Here is a 17,382-nt window from a genome sequence, read left to right as displayed (position 1 = left end):
TAAAGTAGCGATTACTTGCTCTAGAGTCTTTCCGTTAGATGAATTCGTCCAGTTCACTCGTCGATTGGTTATTAGATAGCCTTGAACTCAACACCAGCCTGTTTCACGTCGGGCGTTACTGCGGCGACTGGCACGCCAGCACCCATGGCCTGGCAAGCGCGAGTTTTCATCTGGTGGTGCAAGGGCAGTGCTGGATGCACATCGACGGCGACTCGACCCCTTACCCATTGAACAACGGCGATGCAGTCTTCCTGCTGCGAGACCTGGCGTACCGCTTGTCCAGCGATGGCACCGCCACCGGCGCCCAGGAATGCCCGCGCAAACCGATGCTGCCACTGGACAGCCAGGCCAGTGACGGCGTGGGCCTGGTGTGCGGGTTCTTTCACTTCCAGTCCGGGCTGTCGGCGATGATTGTCGACACCCTGCCCGCCTGGATCATCCTGCGGGCCGGTGATCCATCGCTGACCGCCGCGCGCAACCTGTTCGAACTGATCCTGCAGGAATGCGAGCGCACGCCGGCGCCCTCGCCCGCCCTGCTGGAGCGCCTGTGCCACCTGCTGTTCCTGTATGTGCTGCGCCAGCAAGTGCTGGACAACACCGACCTCGGCGGCCTGGCGGCGCTGGCTCGGCAACCGGCATTTGCCAACCTGCTGGAGCAGTTGATCGCACGCCCGGCCGAGCCCTGGACCCTGGAAAGCATGGCGGCCTGCACCGGCCTGTCGCGCTCGGCGTTCTTCAAGCGCTTCAATGAACTGTGCGGCCAGTCGCCGGGGCAAGTGCTGTTGATGATGCGCGTGCGCCACGCCTGCCAGCTGTTCAAGCAGGACCAGACGGTGGCGGACGTGTCCCTCGCCGTGGGTTATCAATCGGTGGCGGCGTTTACCCGGGCCTTCCATAAGGTCACCGGCTTCCAGCCCGGCGCCTACCGCAAGGCTCAAGGTTGACGCAGCAACCCATTGCCCGGCCGGGCGCAAAGCTCCACCAGCCAATCGACAAACACCCGCACCCGTTGCGACAGCTGGCGATGCGGCGGGTACAGCGCCGTCAGCGGTAACCTGGGCGGTGGCTGATGCGCCAGCACCTCCACCAGCGTGCCCGCTTCCAACTGGCGAACGGCGTGGTAGTACGGCGTCTGTACCAGGCCGTAACCCGCCTCACAGGCGCCCAGGTAACCATCGGCACTGTTGACCGCCACTTGCTTGGGCAGGTCGACCAAGCGGATGTCGCTGCCGATCTGAAACTCCAGGCCATAGCGTTTGCCGCTGGTGCTGGAGAAATACTCCACCACTTGATGGCCGGCCAACTCATCCAGCGTCGATGGCACGCCGAACCGCTGCAAGTAGCCGGGGCTGGCGCAGGTCACCTGATCCATCATCGCCAGCGGCCGGGCCACCAGCGACTCGTCCAGCGCCAGACCGCCGCGCAACACGCAATCCACGCCTTCGCGGATCAGGTCCACCGGGCGGTCATTGAGGCCGATTTCCAGATCGATCTGCGGGTAACGCGTGGTGAACTCGGGCATTGCCGGAATTACCAGGAAGCGCCCGATCCCCGACGGCATATCAATGCGCAACGTGCCGCGCGGGTTGCGCCGGCTGGTGGAGAACACCGCCTCGGTTTCCTCAAGGTCCGCCAACAGGCTCACGCAACGCTGGTAGTAAGCGGCGCCGTCCAGGGTCGGGCTGACCTGGCGCGTGGTGCGCTGCAACAGTTGCACCCCCAGGTGCGCCTCCAGTTGCTTGATCAGGATGGTCACCGAGGCACGCGGCAGTTGCAGGCTGTCAGCCGCCTTGGCAAACCCGCCCAGTTCGACAATCCGCACGAACACTCGCATCGCATTAAAACGGTCCACGGGCCGGTTTCCTTCAGGATTATTTAGAATTTCATAATAGTGATAGCGGTTTTAGCCGGTTTATCCCGCTTTTGTCGAGGGCAACAATGGAGCCCTTCCCACACAGGAGCTGGACCCATGCACACACGTCAACTCGGTAAAAACGGTCCCCAGGTGTCCGCCATCGGCCTCGGCTGCATGGGCATGACCGATTTCTACACCACCGGCACCGACACCACCGAAGCCATCGCCACTCTGCACCGCGCCCTGGAACTGGGGATCAACCTGCTGGACACCGCCGACATGTACGGCCCCCATACCAACGAAAAACTGATTGGCAAAGCCATCGCCGGCAAGCGCGACCAGGTGTTCCTCGCCAGCAAGTTCGGCATCGTGCGCGACCCGGCGAACCCGGCACTGCGTGGCGTCAACGGCCGCCCGGAATACATTCGCGAGGCCATCGACGGCACCTTGAAGCGCCTGGGCGTGGAAACCCTGGACCTGTATTACCAGCACCGCATCGACCCCGAAGTGGCGATTGAAGAAACCGTTGGCGCCATGGCCGAATTGGTCAAGCAAGGCAAGGTGCGTTACCTGGGCTTGAGTGAAGCGTCGGCGGCTACCCTGGAGCGCGCTCACAGGGTGCATCCCATCAGCGCCCTGCAAAGCGAATATTCGTTATGGAGCCGTGATCAGGAAGACAACGGTTGCCTCGCGGCCTGCCAACGCCTGGGAATCGCGTTTGTGCCCTACAGCCCACTGGGCCGCGGCTTCCTGACCGGCGCGCTGAAAAGCCCGGATGATTTTGCGGCGGATGATTACCGCCGCTTCAGCCCGCGTTTCCAGGGCGAGAACTTCGCGAAGAACCTGCTGCTGGTGAAACAGGTACAAGCCCTGGCCGCCGACAAGGGCGTGACCGCCGGGCAACTGGCGTTGGCCTGGGTGCTGGCGCAAGGGGATTACCTGATCCCGATCCCGGGGACCAAGCAACGCAAATACCTGGAAGAGAACGTCGCGGCACTGGAGGTCAAGCTCAGCCCGACCGAGTTGGCGGCGCTGGAGGCCATCTTCCCGGCCAACGCCACAGCCGGGCTGCGCTACCCGGAAGCGGTCATGCAGATGCTGGACAAATAATCCTGCCACGCCGGATCGGGGCTGGCTCGCCAGCTCCGCGCCTTAAATCCCTGCCCTGGGTTTTCTTGCACGATAGTGCCTCAAGCTCGCCCGTCCCAAGCCGATAGCCCTTCGAAGCTCTAACAAAGCCGCGTCGCACAATAAACGCTTCGTAAGGACGACCCCATGCCCTCATTGCGCTCTATCCAAGCCCGCTACACCCTGTTCCTGGTGCTGTTCGTCCTGTTGTTATTCGTCTTGACGGTGGTGGGCATCGGACAGTTGGTGGCCCCCAAGCTGCGCCACACCGAAGAACAGGTGGCCCTCAATCGCATTGCCGAAGTGGCCGAGCAGATCCAGGGCGAACTGAACAAGGTTCAGGCCCAGCAACGCAGCATCACCCAAACCATCCCGCTGCTGGACAGCGACGCCATCGACAAGGTGCTGCCAGGCCTGGTGGACCAGTACGGCGAATTGAAAGTGTTCGGCGGCGGCATCTGGCCCCTGCCCAACCAACGCACCCCGGGACGCAACAAGCACAGCACCTTCTGGCACCGCGATGCCTCGGGCAAGCTGGCGGTGAATACCTTCTGGAACAGCGACGCGGCCCCCAACTACTACGACCAGAGCTGGTACAAGGGCGGCCTCGCTTCGCCCCGCGGCCAGTGCGCCTGGGCGGCGGCCTACAAGGATGACGCCAGCCAGGAGCCACGCACCAACTGCGCGATGGCGATCCAGCGTGACGGCGCAGCCTATGGCGTCGCCACCATCGACGTGACCCTGGGCTTCTTCAATGACCTGGTGGCCAGCAAGGAAAAAGACCTCGGCGGGCAAATGCTGATCGTCGAAGGCGACGGCAAGATCATCAGCAACAGCACGCGCATCAGCGGCCCCGTGGTGTTGAAGAACATCAGCGAATTGACCGGCACCTCGGCCTTTGCCGCCCAAGTCAGCGCCGGCCTGGCCCATCGTGATCAAACCCTGCAACGCAGCGAGTTCGACAACCAGGGCGTGGCCAGCACGTTCTTCATGCGCCCGATCGAGGGCACGCCGTGGTTCCTCGCTACTGCGCTGCCGACTTCGCTGATCACCGCCCAACGTGATGACGTACTGGGCACATTGGCGATGCTGCAAATCCCGATGATCCTGCTGTTGGTGCTGTTGGCGGTGTACGCCATCCGCCAGCTGGTGCACCGGATGACCGCGCTGAAGACCAATATCGACGCACTGTCCAACGGCGATGCCGACCTGACCCGGCGCATCACCATCCGCGCCGAGGATGAACTGGGGGCGATTGGCCATTCGGTGAACCGCTTTATCGTCTACCTGCAAAACATGATCGGAGAAGTGACCCTGGCCACCGGCGCCATGTCGTCGAGCCTGGCGCAATTGCAGCAGACGTCGGCCCAGACCAACCAGATCCTGGTGCGCCATGCCTCGGAAACCGACCAGACCGTCACGGCCATCACCGAGATGAGTTCCACCGCCGACACCGTGGCCGAGAACGCCGCCGAAACGGCTGCGTTCACCCAGCGCGCCAATGAGCACGCCGACCGTTCGCGGGTGGTGGTCGGGGAAGCTTCCCGCAGCGTCAGCGCGTTGATCGGCGAGGTCTCCAGCGCCACCCACACCGTGGAAAACATGCGCCAGGATGCCGCCCGCATCACCGAAACCCTCGGCGTGATCGGCGCCATCGCCGGCCAGACCAACCTGCTGGCACTCAACGCGGCCATCGAAGCCGCCCGGGCCGGCGAACAAGGCCGGGGTTTTGCGGTGGTGGCCGACGAAGTCCGCGCCCTCGCCGCCCGCACCCAGGCCAGCACCTCGCAGATCAATGAGATGCTGGCGCGCCTGACCACGGGCGTGAGTTCCTCGGTGACGGCCATGGAAGCCACCCAGGCCAGCTGCCAGTCTGCGGCTGACGCCACGGCCCGGGTGAACACAGGATTGGACGAGATGGCCGGCTCCGTCAGCCATATCAACAACCTCAGCACCCAGATCGCCACCGCCGCCGAACAGCAAAGCGCAGTGACCGAGGAAATCAACCGCAGCATGGTGCACATCCGCCACATGGTCGAAGAGCTGGTGCAAAGCGGCCACGCCACGGAGCACAACACCCAGAGCCTGCTGGATGCCAATGGCCGGGTTATTGCATTGATGGGTCGCTTCAAGGTGCGTTGAAAAAATAGCCTGAAAGCTCCCGTGCAATGCGCGGGAGCCGGACTATTCTGACAGTTCGCTCCGCCACACAGGAGGTGTGTCATGCACGCAGTTGAGCACCCGATCCGTCTGGAGCGGATCAGTCAGGAACGCTATATACAAGCCTCTATCGACGATGTTTACGACTACGTTACCCAACCGGATCGCTGGCATGAATGGCATCCGACATCCCTGGGCGCCGACACCGGTATCGCCGGCTCATTGCCTGCCGGTCATCGTTTCACTGAAACCATCGACCTGCTGGGTGTGCGGGTTCCCATGAGCTATCGCGTGCAGATTGCGCAGCGACCGCGGGAGTTCAAGACCGCGTTCACCTCATTGGCGGTCGATGGCTGTATTCATTATCTGCTGCAAGTACAGGGCAACGGCACGCTGTTCAAGCGCATCCTCACCTATGAAACCGAACTGCAACTGACCACCCTGCATGAGCGCATGATCGCACTGTCCAACCAGGCCCTTGATCAGCTCAAGCAGCGCCTGGAATCCCCGCCAGCCTGACAAAACCGTCATATCCCTCTCAGTTTTCCGACAGCACCAGGCGGTTATTCTGGTGCTGTCGGTTTTTCGCAAAACCTCGTAACAATCCCGGGAAACCCTTTTCCAAAAAGCAGGGAGAATGCCCCGCTGTTGCCCTTTATCCGATGAGATGACGATGAAAACCACCCTGCGACTGGCCGCACTGTCGGCCCTGCTCATGAGCACCCTGGCCCAGGCTGCCGAGCTGATCCCGATTGACGTGCACCGTGATGCCAACTGCGGTTGCTGCAAAAAGTGGATTGCCCACCTGGAGAGCAACGGGTTCAAGGTCAACGACCATGTGGAAAGCAACATGAGCGAGGTCAAGCAACGCCTGGGAGTGGCGCCGCGCCTGGCGTCTTGCCATACCGGCGTGATCGACGGCAAGTTCGTCGAAGGCCATGTGCCAGCCGACCAGGTCTTGGCCCTGCGCAAGCGCGACGACTTGCTGGGCATTGCGGCGCCAGGCATGCCCATGGGCTCGCCTGGCATGGAGATGGACGGCAGCAGCGATGCCTATCAGGTCATCGGCCTGACTCGCGATGGCAAAGACATGGTAGTGGCTGACTATCCGGCACGCTGATTGATGCTTGCCGGTTACCTGGGACTGTTTTTCGCCGCCTTCGGCGCAGCCACGCTGTTGCCGATGCAATCGGAGGCGGTGCTGGTAGGGCTGATGATCAGCGGGCATTACAGCGTGTGGCTGCTGCTCGGGGTTGCAACGGCCGGCAACGTATTGGGCTCGGTGGTGAACTGGCTGCTGGGCCGCTCGGTCGAGCGCTTCAAGGATCGACGCTGGTTTCCGGTCAGCCCCAGGCACCTGGAAAAGGCCCGTACCCACTACCAGCGCTGGGGCCATTGGTCGTTGCTGCTCAGTTGGGTGCCGATCATTGGTGACCCGCTGACCCTGGTGGCCGGGGTCATGCGCGAACCGTTCTGGCGGTTCCTGGTGCTGGTGACCCTTGCAAAAGGGGCGCGCTACGGGGTACTGGCCATGCTCACCCTGCACTGGATTTAATCTCCCGTTAATCCCCTCGCCACAGCATCCGGGCACTGTTCCCGGAGCTCTAACCATGTCCAAGATCCGCTCTCTGTGCGTCGCCAGCCTGTTGCTCGGCAGCGCCCTGCCCGCCTTCGCCGCCGAAGAAGGTCCGACCTACGGCCCCGAGCTGCAAGGCTTCCAATACCCGTACCCGGTAGAGCACTTCACCTTCCAGTCCCAGGGCAAATCCCTGCAGATGGGCTACATGGACGTGCCGGCCAAGGGCAAGGCCAACGGGCGCAGCATCGTGCTGATGCACGGCAAGAACTTCTGCGGCGCCACCTGGGATGAATCGATCAAGGCCCTGAGCGACGCCGGCTACCGGGTGATCGCTCCCGACCAGATCGGTTTCTGCACCTCCAGCAAGCCGGACAATTACCAGTACAGCTTCCAGCAACTGGCGATCAACACCCATCAACTCCTGGAAAAACTTGGTATTCAGAAGGCTACCCTGCTCGGCCATTCCACCGGCGGCATGCTTGCCACACGCTACGCCCTGCTCTATCCGCAGCAAACCGAACAACTTGCACTGGTAAACCCTATTGGCCTGGAAGACTGGAAGGCCATCGGCGTGCCCTACCGCAGCGTTGACCAATGGTACGAGCGCGAGTTGAAACTGACCGCCGAAGGCATCCGCAAATACGAGCTCGACACCTACTACGTCGGCCGCTGGAAGCCTGAATACGACCGCTGGGTCGATATGCTCGCCGGCATGAACAAAGGCCCCGGCCACACCCAGGTGGCGTGGAACTCGGCGCTGATTTACGACATGATCTTCACCCAGCCGGTGTACTACGAGTTCAAGGACCTGCAGATGCCCACCCTGCTGCTGATCGGCACTTCCGACAACACCGCCATTGGCAAAGACCTGGCGCCACCGGCGGTCAAGGCGAAGCTCGGCAACTACGCGGTGCTGGGCAAGCAAGTGGCCAAGTTGATTCCCCACGCTACCCTGGTGGAGTTCCCGGGCCTGGGCCATGCACCGCAAATGGAAGAGCCGGCACAGTTTCACAAGGCACTGTTGCAAGGGCTGAACGCCCTTTAATCCAACCTTTTTTCGAGGCATGCGTGAATGTCGGTACAGATCGCAGTGATTGATGATTGGCAGAATGTGGCCAGTGGCGTGGTGGACTGGTCAGTCCTGGCGTCGGTCGGCCAGGTGCACTTCCTCCACGATTACCCGGCGGACACCGCCACGTTGATCGAGCGTTTGCAGGGGTTCGAGGTGATCTGCGTGATGCGCGAACGCACCACCTTCGACCGGGCTCTGTTGCAAGGCTTGCCCAGGCTCAAGTTGCTGGTGACCGGCGGCATGCGCAACGCCGCCATCGACATTCCTGCGGCTAAGGCCCTGGGTATCCAGGTATGCGGCACTGACAGTTACAAGCACGCGGCCCCGGAACTGACCTGGGCACTGATCATGGCGTCTACCCGCAACCTGCTGGCCGAAGCCAATTCCCTGCGCGCCGGGGGTTGGCAAGTGGGCCTGGGCGGCGATTTGTACGGCAAGACCCTGGGGATTCTCGGGCTGGGCAGCATTGGCCAGAAGGTCGCCAAATTTGGCCAGGCCTTCGGCATGCACGTAATTGCCTGGAGCGAAAACCTTACCCCAGAGCGCGCTGCCGAAAGCGGCGTGACTTGGGTCAGCAAGCGCGAGTTGTTTGAACAGGCAGACGTGTTGTCGATTCACCTGGTGCTCAGCGACCGCAGCCGCGGGCTGGTGGACGCCGAAGCGTTGGGCTGGATGAAACCTACGGCGCATTTGGTGAACACGGCACGCGGGCCGATTGTCGATGAGGCCGCCTTGATTGACGCCCTGGCCAATGGCCGGCTGGCGGGCGCGGCACTGGACGTGTACGCCCAGGAGCCGCTGCCAGCCGGGCATCCATTCCGCCAGTTGCCCAACGTATTGGCCACCCCTCATGTGGGGTACGTCAGCGAGCAGAACTACCGCCAGTTCTACCAGCAGATGATCGAAGACATCCAAGCGTGGGCCAAAGGAGTGCCCGTTCGCGCACTAAGCTAGTGCACACATTTCACCTCCCACTCCCCCCTGTGGCAGCTGTCGAGCCTCAGCGAGGCTGCGTCGGGCGCGCCCTGGTTCAGGATCGGCAGTGCGCCCGACGCAGCCTCGCTGGGGCTCGACAGCTGCTACCGGGCTCATGAAAAAAATTTGTCCTACAAAAATACCCCACAGACCCCACAGGCTCTGGGATCTGTCCTAGACTCATGACCGATGGGTCCGATCCAAAACAAAAACCCCGCAAAAAATCGAAACTTTCCAACTCTGCCACAGGTCAGGTTTAAGGTAAGGCGAGTGCTGACGGTTCCCACCGAACGCCCGTCCATCCACTCTATTTAAGACTCCAGCACAACTGGCATAAGGCTTGCCAGTCTGTGTAGCGCTTGTGCGCCTGGCCGCAGGACGCGGTCAACCTTCGCTGATTGCCATATGCCATCAGCCGACCAGAACTCGGGAGAGAACTATGATCAGTGCCGCTGTAGATACTCAGGGAGAGCGTTTTAGTCAGCCGGTTGGCGGGCCGACCTCATTGGCCGACCTTCCCAACACGGTGCGGCCGGTCCCACGTGTGAATCCCAATCGCAAAAAAGTGCTGTTTGTCACTTCCGAACTGGCCGACTTGGTGAAAACCGGCGGCCTGGGCGACGTTTCCGCCGCACTGCCCCGCGCCATGGCGCACCTGCACGATGTGCGCGTGCTGATCCCCGGCTACCCGCAAGTGCTGGACAGCGACAACCCGATTCATATCATCGGTGAGCTGGGGGGCCACGCCGCGCTGCCACCGTGCAAGATCGGGCGCATGGACCTCAAGGACGGCCTGGTTATCTACGTGCTGATCTGCCCCGAGCTTTACGAGCGCGAAGGTACGCCCTACGGCGCCAACAACGGCCGCGACTGGCCCGACAACCATATCCGCTTCGCCCGCCTGGGCCTGGCCGCCGCCGATATTGCCGCCAACCTGGCGCAGATCCACTGGTGCCCGGACCTGGTGCACGCCCATGACTGGCCAGCAGGCCTGGCGCCAGCCTATATGCACTGGCGTGGGTCACGCACTCCAACGCTATTCACCATTCATAACCTCGCCTACCAGGGCGTGGTCAGCCTGGCCTCGTGCCCGGAGCTGGGCATTCCCGAACACGCCTTGCAGCAAGAAGGCATGGAGTTTTACGGCAAGCTGTCATTCCTGAAGGCCGGCATGGCGTATTCCAGCCATATCACCACGGTCAGCGCCACCTACGCCCAGGAAATCACCACCCCCGAATTTGGCTGCGGTCTGGATGGCTTTCTCGCCAGCAAGACCCAGCAAGGCTTGCTCAGCGGCATTCCCAACGGCATTGATGAAAGCTGGGAGTCGTCCACCGACCCGCACCTGACCCACCCTTTCAACATTGGTGACTGGGAAGGCAAGGCCCTGAACGCCGCCCATGTGCGCAACCTGTTTGGCTTGCACGACTCCACCGGCCCGCTGTTCGCCGTGGTATCGCGCCTGGTCTACCAGAAAGGCCTGGACCTGACCGAAGCGGTCGCCAGTTTCATCGTCGAAAATGGCGGCCAGATCGCGATCATCGGCCGTGGTGAGCCGGAAGAAGAACAAGCCATGCGTGCCCTGGCCCTGCGCTTTCCCGGCCAGATCGGCGTGCGCATCGGCTTCAACGAGACCGACGCGCGCCGCATGTTCGCCGGCAGCGACTTCCTGCTGATGCCGTCCCGTTATGAACCGTGCGGCCTGAGCCAGATGTATGCCCAGCGCTTCGGCTCGTTGCCGGTCGCTCGCAACACCGGCGGCCTGGCCGACACCATCGAGGATGGCGTCACCGGCTTCCTGTTCAACGAATCCACTGTCGAAAGCTACGAAGCGGCCCTGAGCCGCGCGTTCAAGGTCTTCGCCTTCCCAGGCTTGCTCAACGCCATGCGTTGCCGGGCTATGGCCGCACCGTTCAACTGGTGCCAGGCAGTGGAACCCTATGCCGAACTTTATGAGCAACTGGTAGCGAAAGCGCTGGGAAGATCGGGGAAACAGTAAAAAGAGGTCTTCATAGATGCCGTCACGGACTCTGGAAACCTGGCCCCACGGCGCGATCATGCTGGATGCGGAACACACCCGCTTCGCGTTATGGGCGCCAGACGCGTTTTATGTCAGCGTTGAATTTGAGGAAGGAAAATCGGTAGCGATGCTGCCCCAGGCCGATGGCTGGTTTGTGGTGCAGCTGCAATGCCCGCCGGGCACCCGCTACCGCTACAACATCGACGGCGAACAGGACGTTCCCGACCCGGCTTCCCGGGCACAGGCCACGGACGTTCACGGCTTCAGCGTGGTGGTCGACCCCCTGGCCTATCAGTGGCGCCAAAGCCACTGGCAAGGCCGGCCGTGGCACGAAGCGGTGATCTACGAGATACACGTGGGCGTACTGGGGGGCTACGCCGAGGTCGAGAAACAACTGCCGCGCCTCGCCGAACTGGGGGTCACCGCCATTGAGCTGATGCCCATCGCGCAATTCCCCGGCGAACGTAACTGGGGTTACGACGGTGTCCTGCCCTACGCTCCCCAATCCTCCTACGGTTCGCCCGAGCAGCTCAAACAGCTGATCGACAGTGCGCACCACTATGGCCTCGCGGTAATCCTCGATGTGGTCTACAACCACTTCGGCCCCGACGGCAACTACCTCGGCACCTACGCCAAGGGTTTCTTTCGCGAAGACGTGCACACGCCCTGGGGCGCGGGCATCGACTTTGATCGCCGGGAGGTCCGGGATTTCTTCATCGACAACGCCCTGATGTGGCTGCTGGAATACCGCTTCGACGGCCTGCGCCTGGACGCCGTGCACGCCATCAACGATCCCGAATTTCTGCAGGAGCTGGCGCAAAAAGTACGCCAGCAAGTCGACACGGGGCGGCATGTGTGGCTGGTGCTGGAAAACGAATTCAACCAGGCCAGCCTGCTGGAAAGCGGTTTCGACGCCCAGTGGAACGATGACGGCCACAACGCCCTGCACGTGCTGCTCACCGGCGAAACCGACGCCTACTACAGCGATTTCGCCCAGGACCCCACGGGAAAACTGGCGCGCTGCCTGAGCGAAGGATTTATCTACCAGGGCCACACCACGCGCCACGGCCACACGCGCGGCGAGCCCAGCGGGCACCTGCCGCCCAGCGCCTTTGTGCTGTTCCTGCAGAACCACGACCAGATCGGCAACCGCGCCCTGGGCGAACGCCTGCAGCAACTGTGTTCGCCCCAGGCCCTGAGCGCCGCGACGACCTTGCTGCTGATGTCGCCGATGATCCCGCTGATGTTCATGGGCGATGAAGTCAACGCCGAGGAGCCGTTCCTGTTCTTCACCGACCATCACGGCGAACTGGCCGAGGCGGTACGTGAAGGCCGGCGCAACGAGTTTGCCGACTTTGCCGCGTTCAGCGACCCCGAACGCCGCGAACGCATTCCCGACCCCAACTCCCTGCAGACCTTCCGCCGCTCGGCACCCGCCCTCGCCGACTGCGGCGACTCGCAGCTCTACCGGCACCTGCTGAGCCTGCGCCACCAACATATCGTGCCGCACCTGCCCGGCAGCATGGCCCTGGGTGCGCACGTGCTGGCAGAGGGCGCGGTCACGGCGCGCTGGCGCCTGGGCAATGGCAGCCTGTTGCAGATCGACCTCAACCTGAGCGCCGATTCTCTGAACTACCCGGCTGCCGAGCACCTCCTATTTGTGACGCAGGCCAGCGGGGCCGAACAATTGGCTCCCCTCAGCGCCCGCGTCAGCCTCACCCATTCCCCTGTTGGAGAGCACCCTTGAGCGACGCGCAATTGGAAATACTCGCCAGCCGAGCGGGCCTGGCCGTCGATTGGATCGACGCGAATGGCCGCCCGCAACATGTAAAGCCCGACGCCCTGCGCGCCGTGCTCAAAGGCCTGGGCCACCCGGCCGACAGCGACGCCGAGATCGAAGCCAGCCTGCTGGACCTCGAACGCGTGCAACAAGACAAGCACCTGCCGCCCCTGATGACCGTCGACAGCGGCGCCGGCCTGGACCTGGCGCGCTACTTCGCTCCCGGTACGCCGTGCCAGATTCACCTCGAAGATTCCAGCGTGCTGGACCTGAGCCTGGACGAGAACGCGGTGTTGCCCGGCTCGATTCCGGTCGGCTACCAACAAGTGCATATTGCCGACCAGCATTTCACCCTGGCCGTGGCACCGACGCATTGCTACACCGTTGCAGAAGCGGTCGACACCCAGACCGCCCGCGCCTGGGGCTTGAGCGCCCAGTTGTATTCCCTGCGCCGCAGCGGCGACGGCGGCTTTGGCGATACCCAGGCCCTGGAACAACTGGCCCGCGCCGCCGCCGAACGCGGCGCCGACGCCCTGGCCATCAGCCCGATGCACGCGATGTTCAGCGCCGACACCGAGCGCTTCAGCCCCTATTCCCCGTCCAGCCGCCTGTTCCTCAACAGTTTGTACGCGTCCCCCGGCTGCATCCTCGGCGAACGTGCGGTGCAAACTGCCATCGAAGCCAGCGGGCTGGCCGACGAATTGAATGACCTTGAGCAACAAAGCCTGATCGACTGGCCGGCCGCGGCCAAAGCCAAGCAGCGCCTGTTGCGCACCCTGTATGACGACTTCCGCCAGGGCGACCACCCGCAACATGCCGACTTCCTGAGCTTCCGCCAGGCTGGCGGTGAAGCCCTGGAAAACCACTGCCGCTTCGAAGCCGTACAAGCCGAACGCGCGGCCAACGGCGAGAGCCTCGACTGGCGCCACTGGCCAGAGGACTGGCACAGCCCGCAAAGCCCGGCCCTGGTGCAATTTGCCGAAGCCAATCGGGACGAAATCGGCTTCTACGCCTTCAGCCAATGGCTGATTGCTCGGTGCCTGGAACGCGCGCAACAAGCGGCGCGCGGCAGCGGCATGGGTGTCGGCCTGATCGCCGACCTCGCAGTGGGCGCCGACGGCGGCGGCAGCCAGGCCTGGAGCCGCCAGGATGAACTGTTGGCGGAACTGACCGTGGGTGCGCCACCTGACATCCTCAACCGTGCCGGCCAGGGCTGGGGTATCTCCGCGTTTTCCCCCGAAGGCCTCAAGCGCAACGGCTTTCGCGCGTTTATCGAAATGCTGCGGGCCAACTTCGCCCACGCCGGCGGCTTGCGCATCGACCATGTGATGGGCCTGCAACGCCTGTGGGTGATCCCGATGGACGCCTCTCCACGGGACGGCGCCTACCTGTATTACCCGGTGGATGACCTGCTGCGGCTGTTGGCCCTGGAGTCGAGCCGCCACCAGGCGATCGTCCTCGGTGAAGACCTCGGCACCGTACCCGACGGCCTGCGGGAAAAACTCATCGCGCGCTCGATCCTCGGCATGCGCGTGCTGCTGTTCGAACAAGACCACGGCGGCCAGTTCAAGCCGATCCTCGATTGGCCGGACAACGCGCTGGCCACCACCAGCACCCACGACCTGCCGACCCTCAACGGTTGGTGGCACAGCCGCGATATCGACTGGAATGTCCAGCTGGGCCTGATCGATGCACCCACCGTCGAGCAATGGAGCGAACACCGCCTGCGGGAACGCCAGGCACTGCGCCAGGCCTTGAGCCAGGACCCGCAGAACTTCATCGACGAAGTGCGCAACGAAACCGACCACGTCATCGACGCCAGCGTGCGCTACCTGGGCCACACCCGTGCACCCTTGGTATTGCTGCCGCTGGAGGACGCCCTGGGGGTCGAGGAACAATCCAACCTGCCCGGCACCACCGACACCCACCCGAACTGGCGCCGCCGCCTGCCGGGCGATGCCGCCACCCTGCTCGATGACGACAATGCCGCCCGCCGCCTTGAGCTACTGGCCGTGGCGCGCATCCAGGCCCAAGAGCGTGACCGATGAAAGCATTGACGCTACGGGCTACCCAGCGCCTGCAATTTCATAAGGGCTTCACCCTCGACGACGCCGTGCCGCTGGTGCCGTACTTCGCCGAACTGGGCATCAGCCACCTTTACGCCTCGCCATTGCTGAGCGCCCGCGCCGGTTCGATGCACGGCTATGACGTGGTCGATCCCACCACCGTCAATCCCGAGCTGGGCGGCGAACCGGCGTTGCGGCGATTGGTTGCGGCGTTGCGCGAACATGACATGGGGCTGATCCTCGATATCGTGTCCAACCACATGGCTGTCGGCGGTGCCGATAATCTGTGGTGGCTGGACTTGCTGGAATGGGGTCGCCTGAGTCCCTACAGCGAATTCTTCGACATTCAATGGCACTCGCCAGACCCGCTGCTCAAGGGCCAACTGCTGATGCCGTTCCTGGGCAGCGACTACGGCGAAGCCCTGCAGTCGGGTGCCCTGCCGCTGCGCTTCGACCCGCTGCACGGCAGCTTCTACGTCGAGCATTACGAACATCGCTTCCCGATCTGCCCGCGGGAATACGGCGAGCTGGTGCCCGTCAAGTCACTGGCCGATCGCTTCAGCAGCCTGGCCTACCAGCCGGACGCCTATCCCCAGGCCGCCGCGCTGAAACAGGAACTGATCGAGGCCGCCCGCGACCCCGAAACCCTGAAGGCCATCGAAGCGAACCTCGACCTCTACGACGCCCGCCAGCCCGAAGGTTTCGCCCGCCTGCACCACCTGCTGGAACAACAAAGCTATCGCCTGGCCAGCTGGCGCACGGCGGCGGACGATATCAACTGGCGGCGGTTCTTCGACGTCAACGAGCTGGGTGGCCTGCGGGTTGAACGCAGCGCGGTGTTCGAAGCGACCCACGGCAAGATCTTCCAGCTGATCAGCGAAGGCCTGATCGACGGCCTGCGCATCGACCACATCGACGGCCTCGCCGACCCACGCGGTTACTGCCGCAAGCTGCGCCGCCGGGTAGACTCGCTGGCGAGTGGGCGGCACTTGCCGATCTTCGTCGAGAAGATCCTCGGCGAAGGCGAAACCTTGCGTGAAGACTGGCGCGTGGACGGCACCACCGGCTACGAATTCATGAACCAGCTGTCATTGCTGCAACATGACCCGAAGGGCTTCGAACCCCTGGCCGAGTTATGGACCCGCCATACCGAACGCCCGTCTTCATTTATCGAAGAAGCCTGGCTGGCCCGGCAGCAGATCCTCAACGGTTCCCTGGCCGGGGATTTTGAAAGTGTGGCCCAGGCCCTGCTGCAAGTGGCCCGGGACGATGTGATGAGCCGCGACCTGACCCTGGGTGCAATTCGCCGCGCGTTGCAGGAACTGATCGTGCATTTCCCGGTGTACCGCACCTACATCAGCGCCCGGGGCCGCAGCGAACTGGATGACGTGTTTTTCCTGCAAGCCCTGGCCGGTGCCCGCAGCACCTTGAGCGAAGGCGACTGGCCGGTGCTCGACTACCTGGAAAAATGGCTCGGCGGCCAACCCTGGCGCGACCGCCCCCTGGGCCGCAAACGCAAGATGCTCAAGCACGCCTGCGTACGCTTCCAGCAACTGACCTCGCCGGCGGCGGCCAAGGCCGTGGAAGACACTGCGTTCTACCGCTCGGGTGTGTTGTTGTCGCGCAATGACGTGGGTTTCAGCACCGAACAATTCAGCGCCCCGCTGGAAGACTTCCACGCGGTCAACCAGCAACGACTGCGCACCTTCCCCGACAACCTGCTGGCCACCGCCACCCACGACCACAAGCGCGGCGAAGATACCCGTGCGCGCCTGGCCGTGCTCAGCGAGGCCGCCGACTGGTATGCCGAGCAGGTGGAGCAATGGCGCCCCCTCGCCGCCCGCCTGCGCAGCGATGCCAACACGCCGTCCGCGGGTGACGAACTGATCCTCTATCAGGTGCTGCTGGGCAGTTGGCCGCTGGACCTGTACCGCGACGATACCGAGGGCCTGGCGGACTATCACCAGCGCCTGTGGCAGTGGCAGCAGAAAGCCCTGCGTGAAGCCAAGCTCAACAGCAGCTGGAGCGCACCCAACGAGTTGTACGAGCAAGGTGTCGAAGCGTTCCTGTCACGGCTGCTGCTGGAGGACGCCGGCAAGACCCTGCGCGATGCCATCGGCGAGGCAGCCCAGGCCATCGCCCCGGCCGGCGCGCTCAACGGGCTGGCGCAATCCTTGCTTCGCCTCACCGTGCCGGGCGTACCGGACCTGTATCAGGGCGATGAGTTCTGGGACTTCACATTGGTGGACCCTGACAACCGCCGCCCGGTGGACTACCCCGCACGGCAACAGGGGCTGCACACGCCGCCGGACATCGGCGAGCTGATGTTCAACTGGCATGACGGGCGTATAAAACAGGCGTTGATCAGCCAGGTCCTGGGGTTGCGCAAGGCGCATCCGCAACTGTTTCGCCAGGGCACGTACGAGCCTCTGGAAGTGGTGGGCGAACACGCCGAACGGGTGGTCGCTTTCTACCGCGAATACCAGGGCAAACAGCTGCTGGTGGTGGTGCCACGCTGGCCTCACCGGCTGCTTGAAAACGGTGTGTATCCCCTGATCAACGCGCAGATTTGGGGCGATACCCGGGTCCGATTACCGTTCGCCGCTCCAACCCAAAATTGGAAGGGACTTTTCCGAACAGGCGCAGTCACACCAAACAAGGAGCTCATGATCAGCGCTGCCCTGGGGGATTTCCCGGTCAATGTCTTTATCAATCCTGATGATCAAGAAAGCTGAAATTTTCTGTGA

Annotated in this window: 13 protein-coding genes; 12 read left to right on the top strand and 1 reads right to left on the bottom strand. The window is 63.1% G+C overall.

The genetic code is table 11. The features are described from left to right. Positions 1 to 38: 38 nt before the first annotated feature. Entirely contained in the window at positions 39 to 944 is a 906-nt protein-coding gene (locus tag HYE77_RS01480) for an AraC family transcriptional regulator (RefSeq protein ID WP_087692364.1), read from the top strand. On the opposite strand, the gene HYE77_RS01475 is transcribed toward HYE77_RS01480, so the two are convergent. After that, a complete protein-coding gene (locus HYE77_RS01475) occupies positions 935 to 1,852 on the bottom strand; it encodes a LysR family transcriptional regulator (protein ID WP_177068304.1) in 918 nt (305 codons plus the stop codon). The genes HYE77_RS01480 and HYE77_RS01475 overlap by 10 nt on opposite strands. Positions 1,853 to 1,969: 117 nt before the next feature. Between HYE77_RS01475 and HYE77_RS01470 the strand changes: the two genes are divergently transcribed. The 11 genes from HYE77_RS01470 to HYE77_RS01420 all read left to right on the top strand — a co-directional run bounded on the left by HYE77_RS01470 (position 1,970) and on the right by HYE77_RS01420 (position 17,370). After that, on the top strand, positions 1,970 to 2,965 hold the full coding sequence (locus tag HYE77_RS01470; protein WP_177068303.1) for an aldo/keto reductase: 996 nt from the start codon (positions 1,970 to 1,972) through the stop codon (positions 2,963 to 2,965). A gap of 165 nt (positions 2,966 to 3,130) precedes the next feature. Further along, positions 3,131 to 5,125, top strand: a complete 1,995-nt coding sequence (locus HYE77_RS01465; RefSeq protein ID WP_003207555.1) for a methyl-accepting chemotaxis protein — start codon at positions 3,131 to 3,133, stop codon at positions 5,123 to 5,125. Between the two features lie 81 nt (positions 5,126 to 5,206). Further along, positions 5,207 to 5,662 carry an SRPBCC family protein gene (locus HYE77_RS01460; protein WP_003207553.1) on the top strand — a complete coding sequence of 152 codons (456 nt, stop codon included), beginning with the start codon at positions 5,207 to 5,209 and terminating at the stop codon, positions 5,660 to 5,662. Between the two features lie 154 nt (positions 5,663 to 5,816). Beyond that, positions 5,817 to 6,263 carry a DUF411 domain-containing protein gene (locus HYE77_RS01455; RefSeq protein ID WP_177068302.1) on the top strand — a complete coding sequence of 149 codons (447 nt, stop codon included), beginning with the start codon at positions 5,817 to 5,819 and terminating at the stop codon, positions 6,261 to 6,263. A gap of 3 nt (positions 6,264 to 6,266) precedes the next feature. Next, a complete protein-coding gene (locus HYE77_RS01450) occupies positions 6,267 to 6,698 on the top strand; it encodes a YqaA family protein (RefSeq protein WP_177020006.1) in 432 nt (143 codons plus the stop codon). 55 nt (positions 6,699 to 6,753) lie between these two features. Next, positions 6,754 to 7,767, top strand: coding sequence for an alpha/beta fold hydrolase (locus HYE77_RS01445; protein WP_087692370.1), 1,014 nt, complete (start codon positions 6,754 to 6,756; stop codon positions 7,765 to 7,767). Positions 7,768 to 7,794: 27 nt separating this feature from the next. Then, entirely contained in the window at positions 7,795 to 8,748 is a 954-nt protein-coding gene (locus tag HYE77_RS01440; protein WP_177068301.1) for a D-2-hydroxyacid dehydrogenase family protein, read from the top strand. Between the two features lie 460 nt (positions 8,749 to 9,208). After that, positions 9,209 to 10,768 (top strand): glycogen synthase GlgA, encoded by a 1,560-nt coding sequence (gene glgA / locus HYE77_RS01435; protein ID WP_177020003.1) that lies wholly within the window; start codon positions 9,209 to 9,211, stop codon positions 10,766 to 10,768. 16 nt (positions 10,769 to 10,784) lie between these two features. Then, complete coding sequence (treZ, locus tag HYE77_RS01430) at positions 10,785 to 12,536, top strand: malto-oligosyltrehalose trehalohydrolase (protein ID WP_177068300.1); 1,752 nt, start codon at positions 10,785 to 10,787, stop codon at positions 12,534 to 12,536. Next, positions 12,533 to 14,617 (top strand): 4-alpha-glucanotransferase, encoded by a 2,085-nt coding sequence (gene malQ / locus HYE77_RS01425; protein WP_087692374.1) that lies wholly within the window; start codon positions 12,533 to 12,535, stop codon positions 14,615 to 14,617. Before treZ ends, malQ begins: the two co-directional genes overlap by 4 nt. Continuing rightward, complete coding sequence (locus HYE77_RS01420; RefSeq protein WP_177068299.1) at positions 14,614 to 17,370, top strand: malto-oligosyltrehalose synthase; 2,757 nt, start codon at positions 14,614 to 14,616, stop codon at positions 17,368 to 17,370. The genes malQ and HYE77_RS01420 overlap by 4 nt, the downstream gene beginning before the upstream one ends. The last annotated feature ends 12 nt before the right edge of the window (positions 17,371 to 17,382 follow it).

The sequence above is a fragment of the Pseudomonas sp. IPO3774 genome (assembly GCF_013386835.1).
Taxonomy (GTDB): domain Bacteria; phylum Pseudomonadota; class Gammaproteobacteria; order Pseudomonadales; family Pseudomonadaceae; genus Aquipseudomonas.
The sequence above is the reverse complement of the archived record's forward strand: the minus strand, read 5'-3'. Positions and strand labels throughout refer to the sequence as shown.

What these genes read in the sequence shown, in the direction of transcription:
- HYE77_RS01480 (WP_087692364.1), top strand. Translation starts at nt 39, where the DNA reads ATGAATTCGTCCAGTTCACTCGTCGATTGGTTATTAGATAGCCTTGAA.
- HYE77_RS01470 (WP_177068303.1), top strand. Translation starts at nt 1,970, where the DNA reads ATGCACACACGTCAACTCGGTAAAAACGGTCCCCAGGTGTCCGCCATC.
- HYE77_RS01465 (WP_003207555.1), top strand. Translation starts at nt 3,131, where the DNA reads ATGCCCTCATTGCGCTCTATCCAAGCCCGCTACACCCTGTTCCTGGTG.
- HYE77_RS01460 (WP_003207553.1), top strand. Translation starts at nt 5,207, where the DNA reads ATGCACGCAGTTGAGCACCCGATCCGTCTGGAGCGGATCAGTCAGGAA.
- HYE77_RS01455 (WP_177068302.1), top strand. Translation starts at nt 5,817, where the DNA reads ATGAAAACCACCCTGCGACTGGCCGCACTGTCGGCCCTGCTCATGAGC.
- HYE77_RS01450 (WP_177020006.1), top strand. Translation starts at nt 6,267, where the DNA reads ATGCTTGCCGGTTACCTGGGACTGTTTTTCGCCGCCTTCGGCGCAGCC.
- HYE77_RS01445 (WP_087692370.1), top strand. Translation starts at nt 6,754, where the DNA reads ATGTCCAAGATCCGCTCTCTGTGCGTCGCCAGCCTGTTGCTCGGCAGC.
- HYE77_RS01440 (WP_177068301.1), top strand. Translation starts at nt 7,795, where the DNA reads ATGTCGGTACAGATCGCAGTGATTGATGATTGGCAGAATGTGGCCAGT.
- glgA (WP_177020003.1), top strand. Translation starts at nt 9,209, where the DNA reads ATGATCAGTGCCGCTGTAGATACTCAGGGAGAGCGTTTTAGTCAGCCG.
- treZ (WP_177068300.1), top strand. Translation starts at nt 10,785, where the DNA reads ATGCCGTCACGGACTCTGGAAACCTGGCCCCACGGCGCGATCATGCTG.
- HYE77_RS01420 (WP_177068299.1), top strand. Translation starts at nt 14,614, where the DNA reads ATGAAAGCATTGACGCTACGGGCTACCCAGCGCCTGCAATTTCATAAG.